The organism is Pseudomonas putida group bacterium ESBL64, from assembly GCF_045277175.1.
GTDB lineage: Bacteria > Pseudomonadota > Gammaproteobacteria > Pseudomonadales > Pseudomonadaceae > Aquipseudomonas > Aquipseudomonas alloputida.
In genome coordinates this window covers 4,550,563-4,573,912 of record NZ_CP145799.1, presented here as the reverse complement: position 1 = coordinate 4,573,912, position 23,350 = coordinate 4,550,563, and the positions used below count along the sequence as shown (strand labels likewise).

Annotated in this window: 24 protein-coding genes; 18 read left to right on the top strand and 6 right to left on the bottom strand. The window is 63.4% G+C overall.

The genetic code is table 11. From position 1 onward, the window contains the following. Positions 1-6: 6 nt before the first annotated feature. From V6093_RS20765 to V6093_RS20700, 14 genes are all read left to right on the top strand, one after another. On the top strand, positions 7-444 hold the full coding sequence (locus V6093_RS20765) for an NfeD family protein (RefSeq protein WP_003249659.1): 438 nt from the start codon (positions 7-9) through the stop codon (positions 442-444). A 26-nt stretch (positions 445-470) separates the two neighbouring features. Continuing rightward, positions 471-1,325, top strand: a complete 855-nt coding sequence (locus V6093_RS20760) for an SPFH domain-containing protein (RefSeq protein WP_012053830.1) — start codon at positions 471-473, stop codon at positions 1,323-1,325. A 222-nt stretch (positions 1,326-1,547) separates the two neighbouring features. Continuing rightward, positions 1,548-1,937, top strand: a complete 390-nt coding sequence (locus tag V6093_RS20755; RefSeq protein ID WP_017147985.1) for a DUF2946 domain-containing protein — start codon at positions 1,548-1,550, stop codon at positions 1,935-1,937. 47 nt (positions 1,938-1,984) lie between these two features. Further along, positions 1,985-2,470: a copper chaperone PCu(A)C gene (locus V6093_RS20750; protein WP_003249653.1), complete on the top strand. Its 486-nt coding sequence runs from the start codon at positions 1,985-1,987 to the stop codon at positions 2,468-2,470. Between the two features lie 22 nt (positions 2,471-2,492). Further along, positions 2,493-2,924 carry a DUF2946 domain-containing protein gene (locus V6093_RS20745; protein WP_014754592.1) on the top strand — a complete coding sequence of 144 codons (432 nt, stop codon included), beginning with the start codon at positions 2,493-2,495 and terminating at the stop codon, positions 2,922-2,924. Positions 2,925-2,990: 66 nt separating this feature from the next. Beyond that, positions 2,991-5,057, top strand: coding sequence for a TonB-dependent copper receptor (locus V6093_RS20740; RefSeq protein WP_406669600.1), 2,067 nt, complete (start codon positions 2,991-2,993; stop codon positions 5,055-5,057). A gap of 56 nt (positions 5,058-5,113) precedes the next feature. Then, positions 5,114-6,481 (top strand): PepSY domain-containing protein, encoded by a 1,368-nt coding sequence (locus V6093_RS20735; RefSeq protein ID WP_179053258.1) that lies wholly within the window; start codon positions 5,114-5,116, stop codon positions 6,479-6,481. A 221-nt stretch (positions 6,482-6,702) separates the two neighbouring features. Then, positions 6,703-8,109, top strand: coding sequence for a D-serine/D-alanine/glycine transporter (cycA, locus tag V6093_RS20730; RefSeq protein WP_406669599.1), 1,407 nt, complete (start codon positions 6,703-6,705; stop codon positions 8,107-8,109). A 296-nt stretch (positions 8,110-8,405) separates the two neighbouring features. Next, positions 8,406-9,671: an urea ABC transporter substrate-binding protein gene (urtA, locus tag V6093_RS20725; RefSeq protein WP_003249642.1), complete on the top strand. Its 1,266-nt coding sequence runs from the start codon at positions 8,406-8,408 to the stop codon at positions 9,669-9,671. A gap of 140 nt (positions 9,672-9,811) precedes the next feature. Further along, a complete protein-coding gene (gene urtB, locus V6093_RS20720; RefSeq protein ID WP_047604672.1) occupies positions 9,812-11,299 on the top strand; it encodes an urea ABC transporter permease subunit UrtB in 1,488 nt (495 codons plus the stop codon). Continuing rightward, complete coding sequence (urtC, locus tag V6093_RS20715; RefSeq protein WP_004576470.1) at positions 11,299-12,378, top strand: urea ABC transporter permease subunit UrtC; 1,080 nt, start codon at positions 11,299-11,301, stop codon at positions 12,376-12,378. Before urtB ends, urtC begins: the two co-directional genes overlap by 1 nt. Continuing rightward, complete coding sequence (gene urtD, locus V6093_RS20710) at positions 12,375-13,232, top strand: urea ABC transporter ATP-binding protein UrtD (RefSeq protein ID WP_012053837.1); 858 nt, start codon at positions 12,375-12,377, stop codon at positions 13,230-13,232. The genes urtC and urtD overlap by 4 nt, the downstream gene beginning before the upstream one ends. Before the next feature lie 154 nt (positions 13,233-13,386). After that, positions 13,387-14,085, top strand: a complete 699-nt coding sequence (gene urtE / locus V6093_RS20705; RefSeq protein ID WP_003249634.1) for an urea ABC transporter ATP-binding subunit UrtE — start codon at positions 13,387-13,389, stop codon at positions 14,083-14,085. A gap of 31 nt (positions 14,086-14,116) precedes the next feature. Then, a complete protein-coding gene (locus tag V6093_RS20700) occupies positions 14,117-14,632 on the top strand; it encodes a GNAT family N-acetyltransferase (RefSeq protein ID WP_003249631.1) in 516 nt (171 codons plus the stop codon). Positions 14,633-15,028: 396 nt separating this feature from the next. On the opposite strand, the gene V6093_RS20695 is transcribed toward V6093_RS20700, so the two are convergent. Beyond that, on the bottom strand, positions 15,029-15,334 hold the full coding sequence (locus V6093_RS20695) for a chaperone modulator CbpM (RefSeq protein WP_003249630.1): 306 nt from the start codon (positions 15,332-15,334) through the stop codon (positions 15,029-15,031). A 2-nt stretch (positions 15,335-15,336) separates the two neighbouring features. Continuing rightward, entirely contained in the window at positions 15,337-16,296 is a 960-nt protein-coding gene (gene cbpA / locus V6093_RS20690; protein WP_003249627.1) for a curved DNA-binding protein, read from the bottom strand. 164 nt (positions 16,297-16,460) lie between these two features. Here cbpA and V6093_RS20685 point away from each other — a divergent pair, with 164 nt between their 5' ends. Then, positions 16,461-17,732, top strand: coding sequence for an Hsp70 family protein (locus tag V6093_RS20685; RefSeq protein ID WP_012053839.1), 1,272 nt, complete (start codon positions 16,461-16,463; stop codon positions 17,730-17,732). Between the two features lie 355 nt (positions 17,733-18,087). Here V6093_RS20685 and V6093_RS20680 read toward each other — a convergent pair whose 3' ends face one another. The 3 genes from V6093_RS20680 to V6093_RS20670 form a co-directional block, all read right to left on the bottom strand. Continuing rightward, positions 18,088-19,095: an AI-2E family transporter gene (locus V6093_RS20680; protein ID WP_003249623.1), complete on the bottom strand. Its 1,008-nt coding sequence runs from the start codon at positions 19,093-19,095 to the stop codon at positions 18,088-18,090. Positions 19,096-19,164: 69 nt separating this feature from the next. After that, positions 19,165-19,452, bottom strand: coding sequence for a PsiF family protein (locus V6093_RS20675; RefSeq protein ID WP_003249621.1), 288 nt, complete (start codon positions 19,450-19,452; stop codon positions 19,165-19,167). 63 nt (positions 19,453-19,515) lie between these two features. Continuing rightward, positions 19,516-20,304, bottom strand: a complete 789-nt coding sequence (locus V6093_RS20670) for a helix-turn-helix transcriptional regulator (protein ID WP_003249619.1) — start codon at positions 20,302-20,304, stop codon at positions 19,516-19,518. 224 nt (positions 20,305-20,528) lie between these two features. Between V6093_RS20670 and V6093_RS20665 the strand changes: the two genes are divergently transcribed. After that, the gene (locus V6093_RS20665; protein WP_003249617.1) at positions 20,529-21,410 is read left to right on the top strand and encodes a DMT family transporter; all 882 of its coding nucleotides are present in this window, start codon (positions 20,529-20,531) and stop codon (positions 21,408-21,410) included. Between the two features lies 1 nt (position 21,411). Here V6093_RS20665 and V6093_RS20660 read toward each other — a convergent pair whose 3' ends face one another. Then, positions 21,412-22,302 (bottom strand): triacylglycerol lipase, encoded by an 891-nt coding sequence (locus V6093_RS20660; RefSeq protein WP_003249615.1) that lies wholly within the window; start codon positions 22,300-22,302, stop codon positions 21,412-21,414. A gap of 123 nt (positions 22,303-22,425) precedes the next feature. On the opposite strand from V6093_RS20660, the gene osmE reads away from it, so the two are divergent. Together osmE and V6093_RS20650 are read left to right on the top strand one after the other, a co-directional pair. Beyond that, positions 22,426-22,767 carry an osmotically-inducible lipoprotein OsmE gene (gene osmE / locus V6093_RS20655; protein WP_004576961.1) on the top strand — a complete coding sequence of 114 codons (342 nt, stop codon included), beginning with the start codon at positions 22,426-22,428 and terminating at the stop codon, positions 22,765-22,767. A gap of 43 nt (positions 22,768-22,810) precedes the next feature. Then, positions 22,811-23,341, top strand: a complete 531-nt coding sequence (locus tag V6093_RS20650) for a bacterioferritin (RefSeq protein ID WP_004576962.1) — start codon at positions 22,811-22,813, stop codon at positions 23,339-23,341. The last annotated feature ends 9 nt before the right edge of the window (positions 23,342-23,350 follow it).

Here is a 23,350-nt window from a genome sequence, read left to right as displayed (position 1 = left end):
ACCCATATGGAAATGCAATGGTGGATCTGGCTGGTCTTCGGCATCGCGCTGATCCTGCTTGAACTGGTCCTCCCAACGTTCTTCATACTCTGGTTCGGCATCGGCGCCGTGCTGGTCTCGCTTATCTCGCTCGCCGCACCCAGCCTGCAACTGGACATGCAGGTCCTGCTGTGGGTACTGCTGTCGTCGGCCACCACTGTGCTGTGGTTCAAAGTGTTCCGGCGCAAGCAGCCGGATGTGCGCTGGACCGCCGACAGCGTGATCGGCGAAGTGGGCCTGCTGACCGCTCCCGTGTCGGAGTTCCAGAAAGGCCGCGTACGCTTCCAGAAGCCGATCCTCGGCAACGAAGAATGGACCTGCATCGCCGATAGCCAGATCGCCGCCGGCGAGCGGGTACGCCTGACCGCCATCGAGGGGAACACCGCCCGCGTTATCCGGGCCTGAATCCGCATTAAAAGGAATTTTGCAGCATGACCAGCCTCATCGTCGTCGGCGCCATTGCCCTGTTCGTCCTGATCACCGTGTTCAAGGGGGTGCGCATCGTGCCCCAGGGCGAGGAGTGGATCGTCGAGCGCCTGGGCCGCTACCACAGCACCCTCAAGCCGGGCCTGAACATTGTCATCCCCTACATGGACGTGGTCGCCTACCGCCTGCCGACCAAGGACATCATCCTCGATGTGCAGCAGCAGGAAATCATCACCAAGGACAACGCGGTAATCGTCGCCAACGCCCTGTGTTTCGCCAAGGTAGTCGACCCGCAGAAAGCCTCGTATGGCGTGCAGGACTTCTCGTTCGCCGTCACCAGCCTGACCATGACCTCGCTGCGCGCCATCGTCGGTGCAATGGACCTCGACGAGGCGCTGTCCAGCCGCGAGCAGATCAAGGCCCGTCTGCGCGATGCAATGTCCGAGCAGACCGAAGACTGGGGCGTGACCGTGCGCTCGGTGGAAATTCAAGACATCAAACCTTCGGAAAACATGCAGTTGGCCATGGAACGCCAGGCCGCAGCCGAGCGTGAGCGCAAGGCCGACGTCACCCGCGCCGAAGGGGCCAAACAGGCGGCGATCCTTGAAGCAGAGGCGCGCCTGCAGGCGGCCAGGCTGGATGCCGAGGCGCAGATCAGCCTGGCCGAGGCCTCGGCGCGCTCGATTTCGCTGGTGAAGGAAGCGGTGGGCAACGAGACCGTACCGGCGATGTACCTATTGGGCGAACGCTATGTGGGCGCGATGGAGAACCTGGCGGGCAGCAGCAATGCCAAGGTGGTGGTGTTGCCGGCTGACCTGCAAGAGACCGTGCGCGGGTTGATGGGCCGCAACAAGGTTTGAGAGTGTCGGGGGCGCTTTGCGCCCCTATCGCGACACAAGGCCGCTCCCACAGGACAGCGCAGTATTCGAGGCTGCCGCAATTCTGCGGGAGCGGCCTTGTGTCGCGATGGGCTGCACAGCAGCCCCCATTACCAGGCCACCTGCGTCACTTCACCGCACCCTGCCATTTTTACCTATACTCCGCCTTACAATAGCCACCACGATTCCTGACCGGATCTCTCCATGCCCCCACGTCGGCACATTGCCTGGATAGCCTGCCTTGCAGTGCTATTCAACTTGCTGGCCATGCCGCTGTCTTCTGCTGCGCCCAAGGGCCCGGCCGAGCAGCTGCTGTGGGGGGCTTTCTGTTCCAGCATGGCCAACAAGGCCAACGTCGACGTTCAGGCCCTGGCCAAGATCGACCTCGGCCCGCAAAGTGACGACAGCGCCGGCATGATGAACTGCTGGTGCTGCTCTGGTGCCGTGCCGTTGCTGGCCCTGCCCGGCTACCCGCCACAGTTGCACAACCCGCCGACACTGCTCAGCGGGCTGCTGCCGCCACCTGCCAAGTACACACCCACGCCCCGCCAGCTCTGGCCTGGGCTGAATCCTCGTGCCTCTCCGCTAGCCTGAGTTCATCACGCTGTCTGCCTGAACCAGAACGGAAACGGAGATTCACCATGCTCAAGCACGCCCTCGTCATGGCCGCCCTGCTGCTGCCTGGCGCCTTTGCCAATGCCCACGAATACAGCGTGGGTGACCTGCACATTGCCCACCCGTGGTCGCTGCAATTGCCACCCAACGCGCCTAACGTCGCCGCGTACTTCGTGGTGCACAACAATGGCCAGGCTGATGACCGCCTGCTCAGCGTCGACAGCCCCATCAGCGATGACGCGCAACTGCACGAGCATGCCATGAGCGCCACTGGCGCCATGAAGATGCAACAGGTGCCCAGTGTGGTAGTGCCTGCCGGCAAGGACCTGACCTTTGCCCCTGGTGCCTACCACGTGATGCTGATGCAGCCCAAGGACCGTAGCCTGCTCAGCGACGGCAAACGCTTCCCGTTGACCCTGCACTTCGAAAAGGCCGGCGACATCACCGTTGAAGTGGCCGTGCAGAAGCAGGCGCCAGCGGACCAGCCGCAAGCCCACGAACACGCGCACTGATACCTGCTGACAGGCACGCGCCATGAGCCTGCCGCGCCACAGCATCGGCCGTACCACCCGCCCTGACCTCAGGCGCGCCGGTGGCGGATGGCTGAGCCTGTTCGCCATGTGGATGATCTTCATCGGCCCGCTGATTTCCCAGTCGATGCCGATGGACCACCACGCGGGCATGAACATGCCGATGGACATGCCGATGGCGGCTGCCCATCAGCATGGCGGCGACGCCCATCACGGCCACGGCGGCGATGGCCAGTTGCATGTGATGTGGGAAAAGTGCGGTTACTGCAGCCTGTTGTTCAACTGCCCGGCCCTGCCCCAGGCCCTCAGCCCGCTCAGCGCCGGCAGCATCGTCCCCACCACCCACCTGCTTGCGCCAACGCACCAGGGCCATGCCCGGCAGGCTGTATTCCCTGGTGCGCGCAGCCGCGCCCCGCCTTCTTCGATCAACGTCTGAAACCACATTTTGCGCACGAAGCCAGGAGGCTTCGCGCTAACTCATGACTGATCGACTGGAATCATTATGTCCGGCTGCACCCCTGTTTTTGCCTTGTCCCTGCGTGGGACCATCGCCGCCCTCTGCGGTTCGCTGCTCGCACCCATGGCCCTGGCCGCCGACCCTGGCCATGAAGGCCATGTGCACGACGCACCCGAGCTGAGCCCGACGGTGATCACCGCCGTGGCCCCGAGTTCACCGCTGACCGTGGTCACCAACCCGAAAGACCCGCGCCAGCCAGTGCCGGCCAGCGACGGCGCCGACTACCTGAAGACCATCCCCGGCTTCTCGGCAATCCGTGCTGGCGGTACCAACGGCGACCCGGTATTGCGCGGCATGTTCGGCTCGCGCCTGAACATCCTCACCAACGGCGGCTTGATGCTTGGAGCCTGCCCCAATCGCATGGACGCGCCCACGTCCTATATCTCGCCAGAAACCTACGACCGCCTGACCGTGATCAAAGGCCCGCAGAGCGTCATCTGGGGGCCCGGCGGCTCGGCCGGCACCATCCTCTTCGAACGCGAACCAGAGAAGTTCGGCACCCTCGGCAGCCGCATCAACGCAAGCCTGCTGGCCGGCTCCAACGGCCGCTTCGACAAGGTGCTGGATGCTGCGGCCGGCAACAGTCAGGCCTATGCCCGCTTCGTCGGCAACCAGTCACGCTCGGACGACTACCACGACGGCAACAACGACACCGTGCCGTCGCGCTGGGAAAAGTGGAATGGCGATGTCGCCCTCGGCTGGACACCCGACCAGGACACCTTGCTGGAGCTGACTGCCGGCAAGGGTGACGGCGAAGCCCGCTATGCCGGGCGCGGCATGGACGGTTCGCAGTTCAAGCGCGAAAGCCTGGGCCTGCGCTTTGAAAAGTCCAACCTCGGCGAGGTGCTCGACAAGGTCGAGGCGCAGGTCTACTACAACTACGCCGACCATGTGATGGACAACTACAGCCTGCGCACGCCGTCGGGTAGCGGCATGATGGGCATGCCGATGGTCAGCAACGTCGACCGCCGCACCATGGGTGCACGCATCAAAGCCACCTGGCGCTGGGCCGACGTGCAGCTGATCAGCGGGATTGACGCGCAAACCAACGAACATCGCCAGCGTGGCGGTATGGGTGTGGACGCACACAAGGGCCAGGCCTGGACCAAGGACGCCGACTTCCACAACTACGGCGCCTTCAGCGAACTGACCTGGTACGTCAGCGGTGAGGACCGCTTGATTACCGGCGCCCGCCTGGACCGCGCCTCGGCGCGTGACTTCCGCAAAACCAGCGCCACCGAAGGCGACACCCGTGCCGACACCTTGCCGAGCGGTTTCATCCGCTACGAGCACGACCTGGCAGCCATTCCGGCCACCACCTACATCGGCCTCGGCCACGCCCAGCGCTTCCCCGACTACTGGGAGCTGTTCTCACCCAAGCTGGCACCCGCCGGGGCAGCCAACGCCTTCGACGGCATCAAGCCAGAGAAAACTACCCAGCTCGACTTCGGCATCCAGTACCGCACCGAGCGCCTGGAGGCCTGGGCTTCGGGCTATGTCGGGCAGATTCGCGACTACATCCTGTTCGACTACCGCACCGGCATGATGGGCATGAGCACCTCCCAGGCGCAGAACATCGACGCCCGCATCATGGGTGGCGAACTGGGCGCCGCCTACCAGCTGACTGAAAACTGGAAGGCCGACGCCACGCTTGCCTACGCTTGGGGCAAGAACAGCAGTGACGGCAAAGCGCTACCTCAAATGCCTCCCCTGGAAAGCCGCATGGGCCTGACCTACAGCCGCGACGTGTGGAGCGTCGGCGCACTGTGGCGGCTGGTGGCGGCGCAAAACCGCATTGCCGAAAACCAAGGGAACGTCGTCGGCAAGGACTACGACAAGAGCGCCGGCTTCGGCGTGTTCTCCCTGAACGGCGCCTACAAGGTGAACAACAACCTCAAGCTCAGCGCAGGGGTCGACAACCTGTTCGACAAAACCTACGCCGAGCACTTGAACCTGGCCGGGAACGCCGGGTTCGGCTACCCGGCTACAGATCCACAGCCGGTCAACGAGCCAGGCAGGACCTTCTGGACCAAGGTCGACTTCAGCTTCTGACAACAACGGGCGCAGCTTCGGTTGCGCCTTTCAGCTGGTCAAAAAAGGAGGTTCCCATGAGAGGAACACGCGTCTCTTTCTATAACCTGGCCTGGCGTTGGCATTTTTATGCGGGGCTGTTCGTGGCCCCGTTCATGATCCTGTTGGCAATCACCGGGATCATCTACTTGTTCAAGCCCCAGCTCGACCCGCTGCTGTACCGCGAGCTGATGGTGGTCGAGGCCGGCCAGCACCGGCAGGGCGCAGACACGATGCTGGCTGAAGTGCGCCAAGCCTACCCAAAGGGCCACATCGCCCAGTACTTGCCGCCACTGAACGCCGCGCGCAGTGCGCAGTTCGTGGTGCATGACGGCGGGCGCGAACTGAACGTGTTCGTCGACCCATACAGCGGCAAGGTCCTCGGCGAACAGGACGGCAAGCAGAACCTGCAGGCCATCGCCCGCGCCCTGCATGGCGAGCTGATGGTCGGCACGGTCGGTGACCGGCTGGTGGAACTGGCGGCGGGCTGGGGCATCGTGCTGGTGGTATCGGGCCTGTACCTGTGGTGGCCGCGCGGGCGCAGTGGCGCAGGCGTGCTTTGGCCGCGGCTGTCGGCGCGCGGCCGGCTGTTCTGGCGTGACCTGCACGCGGTAACCGGTTTCTGGGGTTCGGCCTTGCTGTTGTTGATGCTGATCAGCGGCATGACCTGGACCGGCTTGTGGGGCAAGCAGTACGCTGATTTGTGGAACCGCTTCCCGGCAGCCATGTGGAACGACGTGCCCAAGTCGGACCAGCAGGCGCGTGAGCTGAACAGCGCACACCGCCAGACCGTACCCTGGGCCATGGAAAACACGCCGATGCCACAGTCCGGTGCACACGCCGAGCACGGCGGGCACCACATGATGTCGGACCTGCCCGCAGCGCCCCAGGTGAGCGTGCAGCAAATCGAAGACATTGCCACTTCGCGTCAGGTCGAGCCGGGCTACAGCATTACCCTGCCCACCACTGCCGACGGGGTGTTCACCATTGCCGTGTTCGCCGACGACCCGCGCAACGACGCCACCCTGCATGTCGACCAATACACCGGCAAGGTTCTGGCCGATGTGCGCTGGCACGACTACAGCCCAGTCGCCCGCGCCACCGAGCTGGGCGTGATGCTGCACGAAGGCAAGATGTTCGGGGCGCTGAACCAGATCATCATCCTGCTGGTGTGCCTGATGATTCTGCTGGGTTCGGTGAGCGGGCTGGTGATGTGGTGGAAGCGCCGGCCTGAAGGCGGCCTGGGCGTACCGCCTTTGCGTCATGACCTGCCACGCTGGAAGGCGGCAGTGGCAGTGATGCTGGTGCTGGGGGTGATGTTCCCGCTGGTGGGGGTGTCGATGGTGGTGATGTGGGGGGTGGATAGTTTGGTGGTGAGGCGCCGCCGGGTCTTGGCCAGCGCTTGAGCCTTGTGTTGCCTGTGCTGGCCTCTTCGCGGGTAAACCCGCTCCTACAGGGGACCGCGTTGCCTTTGTAGGAGCGGGTTTACCCGCGAAGAGGCCGGTACAGGCCAAATGCTGAGCTGCAAATGGAGAGTCGATCTGTCGCGCCCCGATCTGGAACGCGCGTGTTAGCCTAGCCGGCTACCTCTGACAAGAAGACTGGCCTTTACAAGGGAATGCAGCCTATGACGCAAACCTCACCCATAGCGACAGATGAACCGCACCTGCAACGCAACCTGACCAACCGCCACATCCAGCTGATCGCCATCGGCGGCGCGATCGGTACCGGCCTGTTCATGGGCTCAGGCAAGACCATCAGCCTGGCCGGGCCATCGATCATCTTCGTCTACATGATTATCGGCTTCATGCTGTTCTTTGTCATGCGCGCCATGGGCGAACTGCTGCTGTCGAACCTGAACTACAAATCGTTCATCGACTTTTCCGCCGACCTGCTCGGCCCCTGGGCCGGCTACTTTACTGGCTGGACCTACTGGTTCTGCTGGGTGGTCACCGGCATTGCCGATGTGGTCGCCATCGCCGCCTACACGCAGTTCTGGTTCCCTAACTTGCCGCAGTGGATACCGGCGCTGACCTGCGTAGGGCTGCTGCTGTCGCTGAACCTGGTCACCGTAAAAATGTTCGGCGAAATGGAGTTCTGGTTCGCCCTGGTCAAGATCGTTGCCATCCTCGGTCTGGTCGCGACCGGCCTATACATGGTCATCACCGGCTTCACCTCGCCCAGCGGGCGCACCGCCCAGCTGGCCAACCTGTGGAATGACGGCGGCATGTTCCCCCATGGCCTGATGGGCTTCTTCGCCGGTTTCCAGATCGCCGTGTTCGCCTTCGTCGGCATCGAGCTGGTGGGTACCACCGCCGCCGAAGCGAAGAACCCGGAACGCACCCTGCCGCGGGCGATCAATTCGATCCCGATCCGCATCATCGTGTTCTATGTGCTGGCGCTGATCGCGATCATGGCCGTGACCCCGTGGCGCGACGTGGTGCCAGGCAAGAGCCCGTTCGTTGAGTTGTTCGTGCTGGCAGGCCTGCCGGCGGCAGCGAGCATCATCAACTTCGTGGTGCTGACCTCGGCAGCCTCCTCGGCCAACAGCGGCGTATTCTCCACCAGCCGCATGCTCTACGGCCTGTCGCAGGAAGGTGACGCGCCCAAGGCCTTTGAAAAACTGTCGAGCCGTTCGGTGCCGGCCAACGGCCTGTACTTCTCGTGCACCTGCCTGTTGCTCGGTGCGGTGCTGATCTACCTGGTGCCGAACGTGGTCGAGGCATTCACCCTGGTCACCACCGTGTCGGCGGTACTGTTCATGTTCGTGTGGACGCTGATTCTGCTGTCATACCTGAAGTACCGCAAAGACCGCGCGGCGCTACACCAGGCATCGAACTACAAGATGCCGGGCGGGCGCTTCATGTGCTACGTGTGCCTGTCGTTCTTCGCTTTCATCCTGGTGTTGCTGAGCCTGGAAGCGGATACCCGTTCAGCGCTGGTGGTGACGCCGATCTGGTTTGTGGTGCTGGCGGTGACCTACCAGCTCGTACGCAGCAGGCGCCATCCCCGCACGGCCGTGCGTAACGGCTGATGGCCTCGGGGGCTGTTCCCACGAAGGCACGGTGTACGCCGTCCGATGTGGGAGCAACTGTCTTGCTCAATTTCTAAAAGCTGGCGCCTTACCTGTGGGAGCGGCCTTGTGTCGCGATGGGCCGCACCGCGGCCCCAATCCTGTGCACACAATTCCATCAAGCACCAACCTGGATCCAACCAACGCCCCAACACCTCGCACAGCCCCTCTAAACCGTACCTTTTGCCACTAGGCACACCCCTTGCAACGCCCTCCCCGCTTGCCCAACACCATAAAAAACTCAGCGGAGAGAGCACATGAAGCGTCGCAGTCTGATCAAGGCCCTTACCCTCAGCGCATCGATTGCGGCGATGGGCCTGAGCTGGAGTATCCAGGCCGCCGAGACCATCAAGGTCGGTATCCTGCATTCGCTTTCCGGGACCATGGCCATTTCCGAGACATCGCTCAAGGACATGGCGCTGATGACCATCGAGCAGATCAACGCCAAGGGTGGCGTGAACGGCAAGATGCTGGAACCGGTGGTGGTCGACCCGGCGTCCAACTGGCCGCTGTTCGCTGAAAAGAGCCGCCAACTGCTGACCCAGGACAAAGTGGCCGTGGTGTTCGGCTGCTGGACCTCCGTGTCGCGCAAGTCCGTTCTACCGGTGTTCGAAGAACTCAACGGCCTGCTGTTCTACCCGGTGCAGTATGAGGGCGAAGAGATGTCGCCGAACGTGTTCTACACGGGCGCCGCCCCGAACCAGCAGGCCATCCCGGCCGTGGAATACCTGATGAGCGAGGACGGCGGCAGCGCCAAGCGCTTCTTCCTGTTGGGCACCGATTACGTCTACCCGCGCACCACCAACAAGATCCTGCGCGCATTCCTGCACAGCAAAGGCGTGGCCGACAAGGACATCGAAGAGGTGTACACGCCGTTTGGCCACGCTGATTACCAGACCATTGTCGCCAGCATCAAAAAGTTCTCCGCCGGCGGCAAGACCGCTGTCATATCCACAGTCAACGGTGACTCCAACGTGCCGTTCTACAAGGAACTGGCCAACCAGGGCCTGAAGGCCACCGACGTGCCGGTGGTGGCCTTCTCGGTGGGCGAGGAGGAACTGCGCGGCATCGATACCAAACCGCTGGTGGGCCACCTGGCGGCATGGAACTACTTCGAATCGGTGGATAACCCGGTCAACCAGAAATTCGTCGCCGACTGGAAGGCCTACGCCAAGGCCAAGGGCCTGCCGGGTGCCGATAAGGCCGTGACCAACGACCCCATGGAAGCCACCTACGTGGGCATCCACATGTGGGCCCAGGCTGTCGAGAAAGCCAAGTCCACTGACGTTGACAAGGTCCGCGAAGCACTGGCCGGGCAGAGCTTCGAGGCGCCGTCGGGCTTCACCCTGACCATGGACAAGACCAACCACCACCTGCACAAGCCGGTGATGATCGGCGAGATTCAGGATGACGGCCAGTTCAGCGTGGTGTGGGAAACCGAGCAGCCGCTAAGGGCGCAGCCTTGGAGCCCGTTCATTCCAGGCAATGACAAGCGGCCAGATTACGCCGTGAAAGGTAACTGAGTGCATGGGGCTGCTTTGCAGCCCATTCGCGGGTGAACCCGCTCCTACAAGGACCGCGCAGGTTTCAAACCTTGCACCGTTTCTGTGTAGGCGCGGGTTCACCCGCGAAGAATCCAACACCGATTTCCAGGATTGCCCGCATGCTCAGACTCCTGCTCACACTTCTCCTGCTAATCCCCCTGGCAACCCACGCCAGCGAGGGCGAATTCTTTCTCACCGCCAAGCCCGCCGAGCAGGCCGGCCTGCTCGAAGGCTGGGCAGCACAACCCGATGCCGCGCGCCTGCCGCTGCTGGAAAACCTGCGCCAAGGCCGCATCGCCACCGATGACACGCGCAAGGTGCGCCTGAACAACCGCCTGCGCGGCCTGATCGACAACGCCCTGGCCAGCCACCAGTTGCTCAGCGACAACAGCGACACCCGCCTGGCCGCAGCCCAGCAATTACAGAAAAGCGCACAGCCCGCGCAAATGGCCTTCCTCGACCGGCGCTTCGCCGCCGAGCCGGACGCCGCTGTAAAGGCCGCCCTCGGCCTGGCCCTGGCCAACCTGCAACTGGGCGCCAGCGAGCCCGCAGTGCGCCTGGCCGCCGTGCGCCTGCTGGGTGAAACCGGCGACCCGCTGGCCCGCACCCGCCTCGAAGCCCTGCTGCAGCCCGATGCAGAACTAGACCCGGGCGTGCGCACAGCCGCCGAAACGAGCCTGGCCCAGGTCAAGCGCAAACTGCTGGTAGGCGAACTGCTCGGCCAGGCCTTCAGCGGCCTGTCGCTGGGTTCGGTCCTGCTGCTGGCAGCGCTGGGCCTTGCGATCACCTTCGGCCTGCTTGGGGTGATCAACATGGCCCATGGCGAGATGTTGATGCTCGGCGCCTACAGCACCTACATGGTCCAGGTACTGCTGCAGCGCTTCGCCCCAGGCGCCATCGAGTTCTACCCGCTGATTGCCCTGCCGGTGGCGTTCGCCGTCAGTGCCGGGGTAGGCATGGCGCTGGAGCGCACGGTGATCCGCCACCTGTACGGCCGGCCACTGGAAACCCTGCTGGCCACCTGGGGCATCAGCCTGATCCTGATCCAGGCCATCCGCCTGCTGTTCGGCGCGCAGAACGTCGAGGTGAGCAACCCAGCCTGGCTGTCTGGCGGCATCCAGCTGCTGCCCAACCTGGTGCTGCCATACAACCGCCTGGTCATCATCGGCTTCGCCCTGGCCGTGGTGCTGCTCACCTGGCTGCTGCTCAACCGTACCCGGTTGGGCCTGAACGTGCGCGCAGTCACCCAGAACCGCAACATGGCCGCCTGCTGCGGCGTGTCCACCGGGCGCGTCGACATGCTCGCCTTTGGCCTTGGCTCGGGCATCGCAGGGCTCGGTGGCGTGGCCTTGAGCCAGGTGGGCAATGTCGGCCCGGACCTGGGCCAAAGCTACATCATCGATTCATTCCTGGTGGTGGTGCTCGGCGGCGTCGGGCAACTGGCCGGTAGCCTCTGGGCCGCGTTCGGCCTGGGCATCGCCAACAAGCTGCTGGAGCCGCAGATCGGTGCCGTACTCGGCAAGATCCTCATCCTTGCGTTGATCATTCTGTTCATCCAGAAACGCCCGCAAGGCCTGTTCGCCCTCAAGGGACGGGTAATCGACTGATGAACCAGCCACTGCTTGTCACTGCTACGCAAAAGGCCGGCCCACGCCTGACCCTTACCCTCGGTGCCGTCGTCGTCCTGCTGCTGGTGGCTTTGCCACTGTGCTCACTACTGCCGGCAGACCATACCCTGCACGTGTCGGCCTACACCCTGACCCTGGTCGGCAAGATTCTTTGTTACGCCATCGTCGCCTTGGCCCTGGACCTGGTTTGGGGCTATGCCGGGCTGCTGTCACTGGGCCATGGCCTGTTCTTCGCCCTGGGCGGCTATGCCATGGGCATGTACCTGATGCGGCAGGCCGCCGGCGACGGCCTGCCCGGGTTCATGACCTTCCTGTCGTGGACCGAGCTGCCCTGGTACTGGGCCGGTACCCAGCATTTCGCCTGGGCCCTGTGCCTGGTGGTGCTGGCGCCCGGGCTGCTGGCGCTGGTGTTCGGCTGGTTCGCTTTCCGCTCGCGGATCAAAGGCGTGTACTTCTCGATCATGACCCAGGCCCTGACCTTTGCCGGCATGCTGCTGTTCTTCCGCAACGAAACCGGCTTCGGTGGCAACAACGGCTTCACCAGCTTCCGCACCATCCTCGGCTTCGACATTGCAGCCCAGGGCACCCGCGCGGTGTTGTTCCTGCTGACCGTGGCCCTGCTGCTTGCCAGCCTGTACCTGTGCTGGCGCCTGACCCGCAGCAAGTTCGGCCGCCTGCTCACCGCGGTGCGTGACGCTGAAAACCGCATGATGTTCTGTGGCTATGACCCGCGCGGCTTCAAGTTGCTGGTGTGGGTACTGAGCGCCGTGCTGTGTGGCCTGGCCGGTGCGCTGTACGTGCCGCAGGTGGGCATCATCAACCCCAGCGAGATGTCGCCGACCAACTCGATCGAAGCCGCCGTCTGGGTAGCCTTGGGCGGGCGCGGCACGCTGATCGGCCCGCTGCTCGGTGCCGGCCTGGTCAACGGTATGAAAAGCTGGTTCACCGTGGCCTTCCCCGAGTTCTGGCTGTTCTTCCTCGGCGCGTTGTTCATCCTCGTTACCCTGTACCTGCCCAAGGGCGTGGTCGGCCTGTTGAAGAAAAGGAGCCAGCCATGAGAGGCGTGCCCCCAGTCCACCCGGAGTTCATGCTGGAACCGGTATTCGACAACCTCGGCGCCGGGCGCGATGCCATCGGCCTGGGCCACAGCCGCAAGGCCGGCCTGGATATCCGCCACGGTACGGTGCTGAGCCTGGAAGACATCAGCGTCAGCTTCGATGGTTTCAAGGCGCTCAACGCGCTGAACCTGTACATCGGGGTGGGCGAGCTGCGCTGCATCATCGGCCCCAACGGTGCCGGCAAGACCACGATGATGGACGTAATCACCGGCAAGACCCGCCCCGACAGCGGCACGGCTTACTTCGGCGATACCCTCGACCTGACCCGCATGAGCGAATACCAGATCGCCCAGGCCGGCATTGGCCGCAAGTTCCAGAAGCCCACAGTGTTCGAAGCGCTGACCGTGTTCGAGAACCTGGAACTGGCGCTGAAGACCGACAAGTCGGTGTGGGCCAGCCTGGCCGCGCGCCTGAGCGGTGACCAGCGCCAGCGCATCGAGGACGTGCTGACCACCTTGCGCCTGCTGCCGCTGGCCCAGCGCCAGGCCGGCTTGCTGTCGCATGGGCAGAAGCAGTTTCTGGAGATCGGCATGCTGTTGGTGCAGGAGCCGCAACTGCTGCTGCTCGATGAACCGGTGGCCGGCATGACCGATGCCGAGACCGAATTTACCGCCGAGCTGTTCAAGGGCCTGGCTGGCAAGCATTCGCTGATGGTCGTGGAGCATGACATGGGCTTCGTCGGCAGCATTGCCGACCATGTGACCGTGCTGCACCAGGGGAGCGTGCTGGCGGAAGGCTCGCTGGAGCAGGTGCAGGCAGATGAGCGGGTGGTCGAGGTGTATCTGGGCCGGTGACCGGATTTGAAATTTTTGGCGCCTGTGCCGGCCTCTTCGCGGGTAAACCCGCTCCTACAGGGGGCGTAATGCCATGGGGCGGTTCCCGTCGTAGGAGCGGGCTTGCCCGCGAAAAGGCCGGCTTAGGCACAGCATCCCTTTCAGGAACTCTCACATGCTCAAGATCGACACCCTGCACCAGTACTACGGCGGCAGCCACATCCTGCGCGGCCTGTCCTTCGAAGCCAAGGTCGGCGAAGTGACCTGCCTGCTGGGCCGCAACGGCGTGGGCAAGACCACCTTGCTGCGCTGCCTGATGGGCCTGGTGCCCGCCCGCGACGGCAGCATCGAATGGGAAGGCAAGCCGATCACCGCGTTCAAACCACAGCAACGGGTGCAGGCCGGCATCGCCTACGTGCCCCAGGGCCGCGAAATCTTCCCGCGCCTGACCGTCGAGGAAAACCTGCTGATGGGCCTGTCGCGCTTCCCCGCCCGCGAAGCCCGCGAGGTACCAGCCTTCATCTACGAGCTGTTCCCTGTGCTGGAGCAGATGAAACAACGCCGCGGTGGCGACCTGTCTGGCGGCCAGCAGCAACAGCTGGCCATCGGCCGCGCCCTGGCCAGCCGCCCGCGCCTGCTGATTCTCGACGAGCCGACCGAAGGCATCCAGCCGTCGGTGATCAAGGAGATCGGCGCGGTCATCCGCCGCTTGGCCGAGCGTGGCGACATGGCAATTTTGCTGGTGGAGCAGTTCTACGACTTTGCCGAAGCGCTGGCTGACCAGTACCTGGTCATGGCCCGCGGCGAAATCATCCAGCGCGGCCGCGGCGAAAACATGCAAGCCGAAGGTGTACGCGGGCTGGTAACCATTTAATCTGCGAGCAACGACCTTGCGAGACGCTGTCATGAGCTACGAAATCCGCGATGCCCGGCCCACCGATGTGCCGGGCATACTGGACATCTACAACGACGCGGTGCTCAACACCACGGCGATCTGGAACGAAACCCCGGTGGACCTCGGCAACCGCCAGGCCTGGTTTGAAGCGCGGGCGCAGCAGGGCTACCCGATTTTGGTAGCTACAGATGAGACGGGCGTGCTGGGGTATGCCTCGTTTGGCGACTGGCGGCCGTTCGAGGGCTTTCGCCTGACCGTGGAGCACTCGGTGTATGTCCGTGGCGACCAACGGGGCAAGGGATTGGGGCCGGTGTTGATGGCCGCGCTGATCGAGCGTGCGAAGGGGTGCGGCAAGCATGTGATGGTGGCGGCCATCGAGAGTGGCAATGCGGCGTCGGTTCGCCTGCATGAGCGGCTGGGCTTCGTGGTGACCGGCCAGATGCCGCAGGTGGGGGTAAAGTTTGGCCGCTGGCTTGATCTGACCTTCATGCAACTGGTGCTGAACCCGGGCGCCGAACCGACCTGAAATACGGTCCATTGTGGGAGCGGCCTTGGGTCGCGAACGGGCTGCAAAGCAGCCCTGGCAATGTTGCGGTGAAGCACAGATCTGGGGCTGCTGCGCAGCCCATCGCGACACAAGGCCGCTCCCACAGGGAAGGCGCCAGCTTTTAGAAATTGAGCAAGACAGTTGCTCCCACAGATACCGGCAAGGCCTGATCGTCAAACAGCCAGTACTCCGGCGTTCGCCCGGAAGGTTGAACCCGGGCGCCGGACCGACCTGAAATGCGGTCCATTGTGGGAGCGGCCTTGTGTCGCGAACGGGCTGCAAAGCAGCCCTGGCAATGTTGCGGTGAAGCACAGATCTGGGGCTGCTGCACAGCCCATCGCGACACAAGGCCGCTCCCACAGCCGGCAAGGGAACCTACATCTGAATAAACCGGCCCAGCCGCTGCTTCAGCATGTTGTTCTCACTGCGCAACTGCTGCACTTCCTGCAGTAGCTCCAGCGCCAGCGCCACCCCTTCCCACTCCAGTTCCAGCTCCTGGTGCAGCTTCACCGCTCGTTTGGTCACCAGCGGCGCCTGATCGTCAAACAGCCAGTCCTCCGGCGTTCGCCCGGAAGGTTCGACAATGCCATGTTCGACGATTTCGATCACGCATTCAGCCGTGACATCGGCTTCCTGACACAGGGTACGCATGTCCAGTTGAACGATCAGGGTGCTGCTCATGATCACTTACTCCATTGTGTCCTCGGGTTGAACGCAGCTTTCTCGGAAAGCTTGGTCCAGAGTTCGCGGGCAGATTCGTCCGACGCAGGCGGCATCACCACCTTGAGCTGCGCATAAAGGTTGCCGCGCTCTCCCTGCTTGTTGACCAGGCCCTTGCCCGGTACACGCAGGCGCTGGCCGCTCTGGCTGTCAGGACGGATGGTCAGGTTGATCTTGCCATCCAGGGTCGGAACCGCCACCTTGGCGCCCAGGGCCGCCTCCCACGGTGCCAACGGCACAGTGATGATCAGGTCATGACCTTCGACATCGAACAGCGGGTGCGGTGCCATGCGGATGGTCAGGAACAGGTCACCGTTTGCCCCGCCACCGCTGCCCGGCGCACCCTGGCCCTTGAGGCGGATGCGCTCGCCGTCGGTCACCCCAGCCGGAATCCTCACGTTCAAGGTCTTGGTGGTGAAGCCGGTGCGCTGGCCCATGGCATTGGTTTGCGGCACCTGGAAGCTGATCTGCTTGGACTCCTTGCTCAGGGTCTCCTCAAGGAACACTGCCAGTTCAAGCTCCACGTCCTGCCCCCGCCTGCCGGCACTGCGTTGCTGCTGCCGGGCGCCACCGAAGGGGTTGCCACCCGCACTGCGCCCACCGAAGATCGAGCTGAAGAAGTCGGAGAAGTCGCCGCCTTCGAAGCCGCCGCCACCGCCACGGTTTTCCCAACCCGGTGGGGCCTGGAACGGCCGGCCATGCTGGCCGCCGTATTTGCGGATTTCATCGAACTCGGCACGTTTCTGCGCGTCGCCCAGCACCTCATAGGCCTCGTTGGCCTCCTTGAATTTCTCCTCGGCGTCGCGCTCCTTACTGACATCGGGGTGATACTTGCGCGCCAGTTTGCGGTACGCGGCCTTGATCGCCTTTTCGTCCGCAGTGGGCTCTACGCCGAGTATCTTGTAATAGTCTTTGAAGTCCATTTGTGGATCACCAATGTGAATGTGCGTGTTGCAACTGAAGATAGGGGTCAAGCATAGCCTTTCAAGACCGACTTGGGTTTGCCTCAAGGCAGACGACTGGTCTTGATTCTGTAGCCAACTGGCATACACTGCGCGGCCGTTTTGCCTCCGGAAGCCCATTTCCCATGTCTGACGTATCCCCGGCCCGCGCCCTGGGCATCGACTTTGGCACCTCCAACTCCACGGTCGGTTGGCACCGGCCTGGCGTCGAGTCGCTGATTGCCCTGGAAGACGGCAAGATCACCTTGCCCTCGGTGGTGTTCTTCAATATCGAAGAGCGGCGCCCGGTGTATGGCCGCCTGGCGCTGCACGAGTACCTGGAAGGCTACGAAGGCCGCCTGATGCGCTCGCTGAAAAGCCTGCTGGGCTCGAAGCTGATCAAGCACGACACCAGCGTGCTGGGCAGCGCCCTGCCGTTCAAGGACCTGCTGGGCATGTTCATCGGCGAGCTCAAGAAGCGCGCTGAAGCGGCCGCTGGCCGTGAATTCGACCAGGTGGTGCTGGGCCGCCCGGTGTTCTTCGTCGACGAAGACCCGGCTGCCGACCAGGAGGCCGAGGACACCTTGGCCGAAGTGGCGCGCAAAATCGGCTTCAAGGACGTGTCGTTCCAGTACGAACCGATTGCCGCAGCCTTCGACTATGAATCGAGCATCAGCCGCGAAGAGCTGGTGCTGATCGTCGACATCGGCGGTGGTACCTCGGACTTCACCCTGATCCGCCTGTCGCCCGAGCGCCACCTGGTCGCCGAGCGCCAAAGCGACATCCTCGCCACGGGCGGTGTGCACATTGGCGGTACCGACTTCGACAAGCAACTGAGCCTTCAGGGCGTGATGCCGTTGTTTGGCTACGGCAGCCGCATGAAGAGCGGTGCGCTGATGCCGACCAGCTACCACCTCAACCTGGCCACCTGGCACACCATCAACGCCTTGTATTCGCAGAAATCACAGTTGGCGCTGGGTAGCATGCGCTATGACATCGAGGACAGCTTCGGCATCGATCGCCTGTTCAAACTGATCGAGCAGCGCGCTGGGCACTGGCTGGCGATGGAAGTAGAAGCCAGCAAGATCGAGCTGACCGAGCATGACAGCCGCCACATCGACCTGCGGCGCGTCGAGCCCGAGCTGACTGCGGAACTGACCCGCGCGCTGTTCGAAGAGGCGATCGAAGGCCTGCTGGAGCGCGTGCGCGGTAGCGTGACCGAGCTGCTGGCCAAGGCTGGGGTAAGCGAAGACCAGGTCGATACGGTGTTCTTCACCGGTGGTTCAAGCGGCATTCCGGCGCTGCGCAACAGTGTTTCGGCGATGCTGCCGAATGCGCGGCATGTGGAAGGCAACATCTTTGGCAGCATTGGTAGCGGGCTGGCCATCGAGGCGCGCAAGCGTTACGGCGCGGCCTGATTTGTCGTTTAGCCTGTAGCCGCGAACGGGCCGGCCCTGCTGGCCAATCTCCACCCGCCGTTCACCGTTGCCGCCGCTACCGTATTCGCGGGTAAACCCGCTCCTACGCACCGATCGGGGGTGGACACACATCGGTGATTGGCCACAGGCCCCTGTGTAGGAGCGGGTTTACCCGCGAAGAGGCCGGGCCTGCTGGCCAATTACCACCCGCCGTTCACCGTTGCCGCCGCTACTGCATTCGCGGGTAAACCCGCTCCTACGCACCGATCGGGGGTGGACACACATCTGTGATTGGCCGCAGGCCGCTGTAGGAGCGGGTTTACCCGCGAAAGGGCCAGTACAGGCCACTACATGATCAGACCAGCTCCGCCCGCTTCAGCTCACTCTTCAGATAGGCATAGTAGATGGGCCCCGCCACGACACCGGGCAGCCCGAACGCCGCCTCGAATACCAGCATCGCCAGCAGCAATTCCCACGCCTTGGCACTGATCTGCCCACCCACGATCCGCGCGTTGAGGAAGTACTCGACCTTGTGGATGACGATCAGGTAACCCAGCGCCGCCGCCGCCACCCAGATCGACAGCGACAGGCCGACGATGGTGATCAAGGTGTTGGACATCAAGTTGCCGATCACCGGCAGCAAGCCCAGCAGGAAGGTCAGCACGATCAGCGTCTTGGTCAGCGGCAGGTGCACGTCGAACAGTGGCATCACCACGGCCAGGAAAATGCCGGTGAAGATCGTGTTGAGCAGCGAGATCTTGATTTGCGCGAACACGATGTTGCGAAACGCCTTCACCAGCAGGCTAAGACGTTCGAACAGCGCCGCCGCCAGGGGCTTGCGCCGGGAGATATCGGGAATACGCTGCAAAGCGATGATGGCGCCGAGGATCATGCCGATCAGCATCGTCACGAACATGTGCGCCATACCCTTGCCCACCAGCTGCAAATCGCTCAGGTGGCTCTTGATCCAGTCACCGATGGCCACCTTGAACTCTGCGGCACTGGCAGGCAGGTAGCCCTCGATGAAGGGTGGCAGCTGACCGCGAGCACGCTCGACCAAGGCCATGAACTTGTCCAGCGAGGCGCCGGGGTTTTCCGCCTCGTGCAGCAGGAAGCTGAAGGCACCGGCAATCAGCAGTGTCAGGGTGCTGACCACCAGCGTGCCGAGCAGCGCCACGGCCAGCCAGCGCGCGCGTTGGCCAGCAAGCAGCGGTTGCAGGCGCGGGGTCAGCATGTTGACCAGTTCGAACACCAGCAGACCGGCCAGCAGGCTGGGCAGCAACTTCAGGGGCAAAGCCAGCAGCAGCCCAGCCATGACGATGATCAGGCTGGCCAGGGTGATCTGACGGGGGGTAAAGGTCATACAGCCTCGACGGCAGACAGCGGGAATGCCGCAGTCTGCCAGCCTTGGCGGCGCAGGCATAGGCGCAGGTCATTTCTTCTTCAGGCAATCGCTCATGAAGGCCTTGCGCTCATCCCCCTTCAGGGCTTTGGTGGTGGCGTCAGCATTGCAGGTCTTCATTTTGTCTTGCTGGGTTTGGGGCACATCCTTTTTCAGGCAGGTGCTCATGAACGCTTTGCGTTCATCGCCCTTGAGGGCCTTGGCAGTGGCGTCGGCGTTGCAGGTTTTCATCTTTTCCTGCTGCGCGGTATTGGCAGCGAAACCTTGGGCACTGAACAACACCGCCAGCGCCAGTAACGGGATTTGCAGCACTTTCATGGAGTGGTCTCCTTGGCTCCGCGCCCGATGCACGGGGATCGAGCTGAGTGTAGCCAAGAATGTTCAGTGCCCCGCCCGCGCCTGCCGGCGGTACTGCTCGGGCGTACACCGGGCCTGACGCTGGAACATGGCGATGAACGCCGAAGCGCTGCTGTAGCCAAGGTCGAAGGCGATGGCCTGAATCGGCAGGCCGGCTTCCAGCGCTTCGATGGCACGCAGAAAACGCAGGCGCAGGCGCCATTCGCCAAAGCTGATGCCCAGCTCGCGCAGAAACTGGCGGGCCAGGGTGCGTTCGCTGACGTGCACGCGGGCGGCCCAGTCGGCCAGCGGGCGGTTGTCCCCCGGCTCGGCGCTGAGCGCGTCGAGCACCTGGCGCAAGCCATCGCTGTGGGCAAACGGCAAGTAGCAGGCCAGAGTGGGCGCCAGCAGCAACTGGTCAAGCAGTACCTGTACCAGGCGCTGGTCACGCTCGTCCTCGGCCACCTTGAGATTGCGCCGGGCGAAGTCACCGAGGATAGCCTTGAGGATGTCACTGATCATCAGGCTGCACGGGTGCGATGGCAGCGCTGCGCACAGGCTGCGGTCGAGGTAGATGGAACGGTAGACGATGGCCTGGGGGTTGTAGCAGCCATGCTCGGTGTCGGGCGGCACCCAAACGGCGTAGTGCGGCGGCGACAGGAAGCGCTGGCCGGCCACATCCAGATGCATTACGCCGTGGGCGGTGTAGTTCAGTTGGCCCCAGCCGTGTTGGTGCACGGCGCTGTGGGTGTCGGCAACGAACTCGTCGTGGCGGAAGTACACCGAGGCCGGCAGTTGGGTGAACTGGGGGATATCAAGGTATTTGCGCGGCATGCTGTCTGCTTTGCAGGGTCGATTGTCTGGATAGAAGTATAGGCTTGTTAACAGACATTCGATAATACAGGCCTATCGAGGGCCTGCCTTGCAGGCCTTCGCGGGCTCGCCCGCTCCCACAGGATCTGCGCCAGCCTCCAGGCCTGTGTATCCCCATGGGAACGGGCAAGCCCGCGAGGGCGGCAAGGCAGCCCCAATCCAGGCCCCAATGAGTGACCCGCTACATGAATTACCTGTTCCCCCTCACCGCCATCCTCATCTGGGCCGGCAACACCGTGGTCACCAAGATGTCCGCCGGCGCCATCCACCCTGCGGAGATCGGTTTCTACCGCTGGTTGCTGGCCGCCTTGCTGTTCACGCCGTTCATGCTGCCCGCCGTGTGGCGCAACCGCGCAGCCATCCGCCCGCACCTGACCCAGGTGTTCGTGCTCGGCGTGCTGGGCATGGCGATGTACCAGAGCCTGGCCTACTTCGCCGCCGGCATCACCAGTGCCACCAATATGGGCATCATCCTCTCGCTGATGCCGCTGATGTCACTGGCGCTGTCCATCGCCTGGCTGGGCCAGCGCCTGAGCTACGGTGCCCTGCTGGGCGCGGTGGTGTCATTCTTTGGCGTGCTTGAAGTGGTCAGTGCCGGCCACCCCGCCAGCCTGCTGCAGCAAGGGCTGAACAGCGGCGACCTGTTGATGCTGGTGGCTACATTGGCCTATGCGCTGTACAGCTTCCTGCTGAAGAAATGGCAGCTGCGCCTGCCGCCGATGCAGCTGCTGTACCTGCAGGTTCTGGTGGCCATCGTCGTGTTGCTACCGCTGTTCTTGCTGTCGGACAAGACCGGCCTGAACAGCCACAACATCGGCCTGGTCCTGTACGCCTGCGTACTGGCCTCGATGATCGCGCCACTGGTGTGGATGCAGGCCGTGCACCGCCTGGGGCCCAGCCGCACCACACTGTTCTTCAACTTGCTGCCGCTGGTCACCGCGCTGATCGCCGCCGTGGTGCTCGATGAGCAACTGGCCAGTTACCACCTGGTCGGCGGCCTGCTGACCCTGGCCGGGGTAGTGCTGGCCGAACGCTGGACCACGCCGATCCGCCGCCAAGGCACTTGAGCTAAAGCCCCGCCGCCTTGAGCCGGGCGGCATGTTCGGTGAACAGCCGCACCGGCTCCGCGCCTTTGCCCACGGCACCGAGCGACTGGTTGACGATGTCCAGGTGATCGAGCGGGTAATCGTCGCCGATCACCTGCCCCAGGTGCGAACTGAAACGCCCGACCATGCCGTCGCAATGGCCCTTTTCCTTGATGAAACTGCGTGCGAACAGGCGGCAGAAGCGGCTGCTGCCGTCAAAGCGGTTGCGCCCCTGGTCTGTCAGGCCGGGTTGCAAGGTGCCGGACCAGGAGTAATAGCGGACGCCATTGACCTCATAGGCCCCTTCCCCACCCCAGGTTTGCGGAAGGCCCTGTGGATAAGCCTGGTTGAACAGCGCCACCCCGGCGCTGGTCAGCGACTGGTGCGAGGCGTGCACATCTACCGGCAGCGGGTCACGACGCCAGCCGGTTTCCAGCCACACCAGCAGCACGGCAAACCCATGCAGCACGGCCTTGAGGACGCGCCCCTGGGGTGAATGGCCCGGTGCCGTGCGTTCCAGGTGGTCGGCCAGCTCAGAACCATGGTTGGGCCCCGCCACCGAGGTGACCGACGCCACCCGCTCCGGCCGTTTGGCCGCTGCGTAACGCGCGCTCAGGGCGCCCTGGCTGTGGCCGATGAGGTTGACCTTGTCGACGCCGGTACGTTGGCAGATATCGTCGATGATCGCCAGCAACTGCTCGCCGCGCACCTCGCTGGAATGCAGCGGCGAAACCTGCACCGGAAACACCTGCGCCCCGCCCTTGCGCAAGGCCGGCACAATGCCGAACCAGTAGGGGTAGAGCACCATCCGGACAAACCCGAGCATGCCTGGCACCAGCACCAGCGGGTATCGCGTTGCCAAATCCTGCTGCATTGCCGCAGCTCCTTTGCGTGTACGACGGGCCAACACTACAGCGGCCATCATGACCATCGCAATCGAACTCCTGGCGCGCGCTGTGGTTCAAAACCACACAGACCCTTTGCAAGGAGCGGGACCATGTACAAGCAGACCCTGGCAATCCTTCTGGCAAGCGCCACCCTGGCCGCCTGCGGCAGCCGCCCGGAAAACCCGGTGGATTACGTCACCTACCGCGATGAGCCGCTGGTCAAGCAGGTGGAGAACGGTATGACCATGCAGAAGGTCATCGCCATTGGCGGCAGCCCGTCGAACGTGATCGACCTGCCGCATGGGGGTACCTGCAACGACTACATCCTTAACCGCGACGGCAAGCAGCAGCCCTATTACGTGCGCTTCGACGCCACCGGCCATGTCGATGCCAAAGGCTTCAAGACCTGCAAGCAACGCCAAGAGGACAGTGACGCCCTGCATGGCGCGTAAGCCTGCGCCCCAACCTGACCCTGACCCCTGCTGGAGATAACCCATGAGCAATGTTGAACTGACCGATGTGAAGACCCTGCGCGAGCGTGCACGCCAGCATGTGGAGCAGGGCGCGGTGACCGAGGGTTACCACGCTGACCGTGAGCAGATCCTGCGCCTGCTTAATGAATCGCTGGCCACCGAGCTGGTCTGTGTTCTTCGCTACAAGCGCCATTACTTCATGGCCAGCGGCATCAAAGCCAGTGTGGCTGCCGAGGAGTTTCTGGAACATGCCAACCAGGAAGCCGAACATGCCGACAAGCTGGCCGAACGCATCGTGCAACTGGGCGGGGAGCCGGACTTCAACCCCGACAACCTGACCAAGCACTCGCATGCCCAGTACGTGGCCGGCAATTCGTTGAAAGAGATGGTGCTGGAAGACCTGGTGGCAGAGCGGATAGCCATCGACAGCTACCGCGAGATCATTCAGTACATCGGGGATAAAGACCCGACTACCCGTCGTATCTTCGAAGACATCCTGGCGCAGGAAGAAGAGCACGCGGACGATATGTCCGACCTGTTGCAAGGCCTTTGATTTCTGACA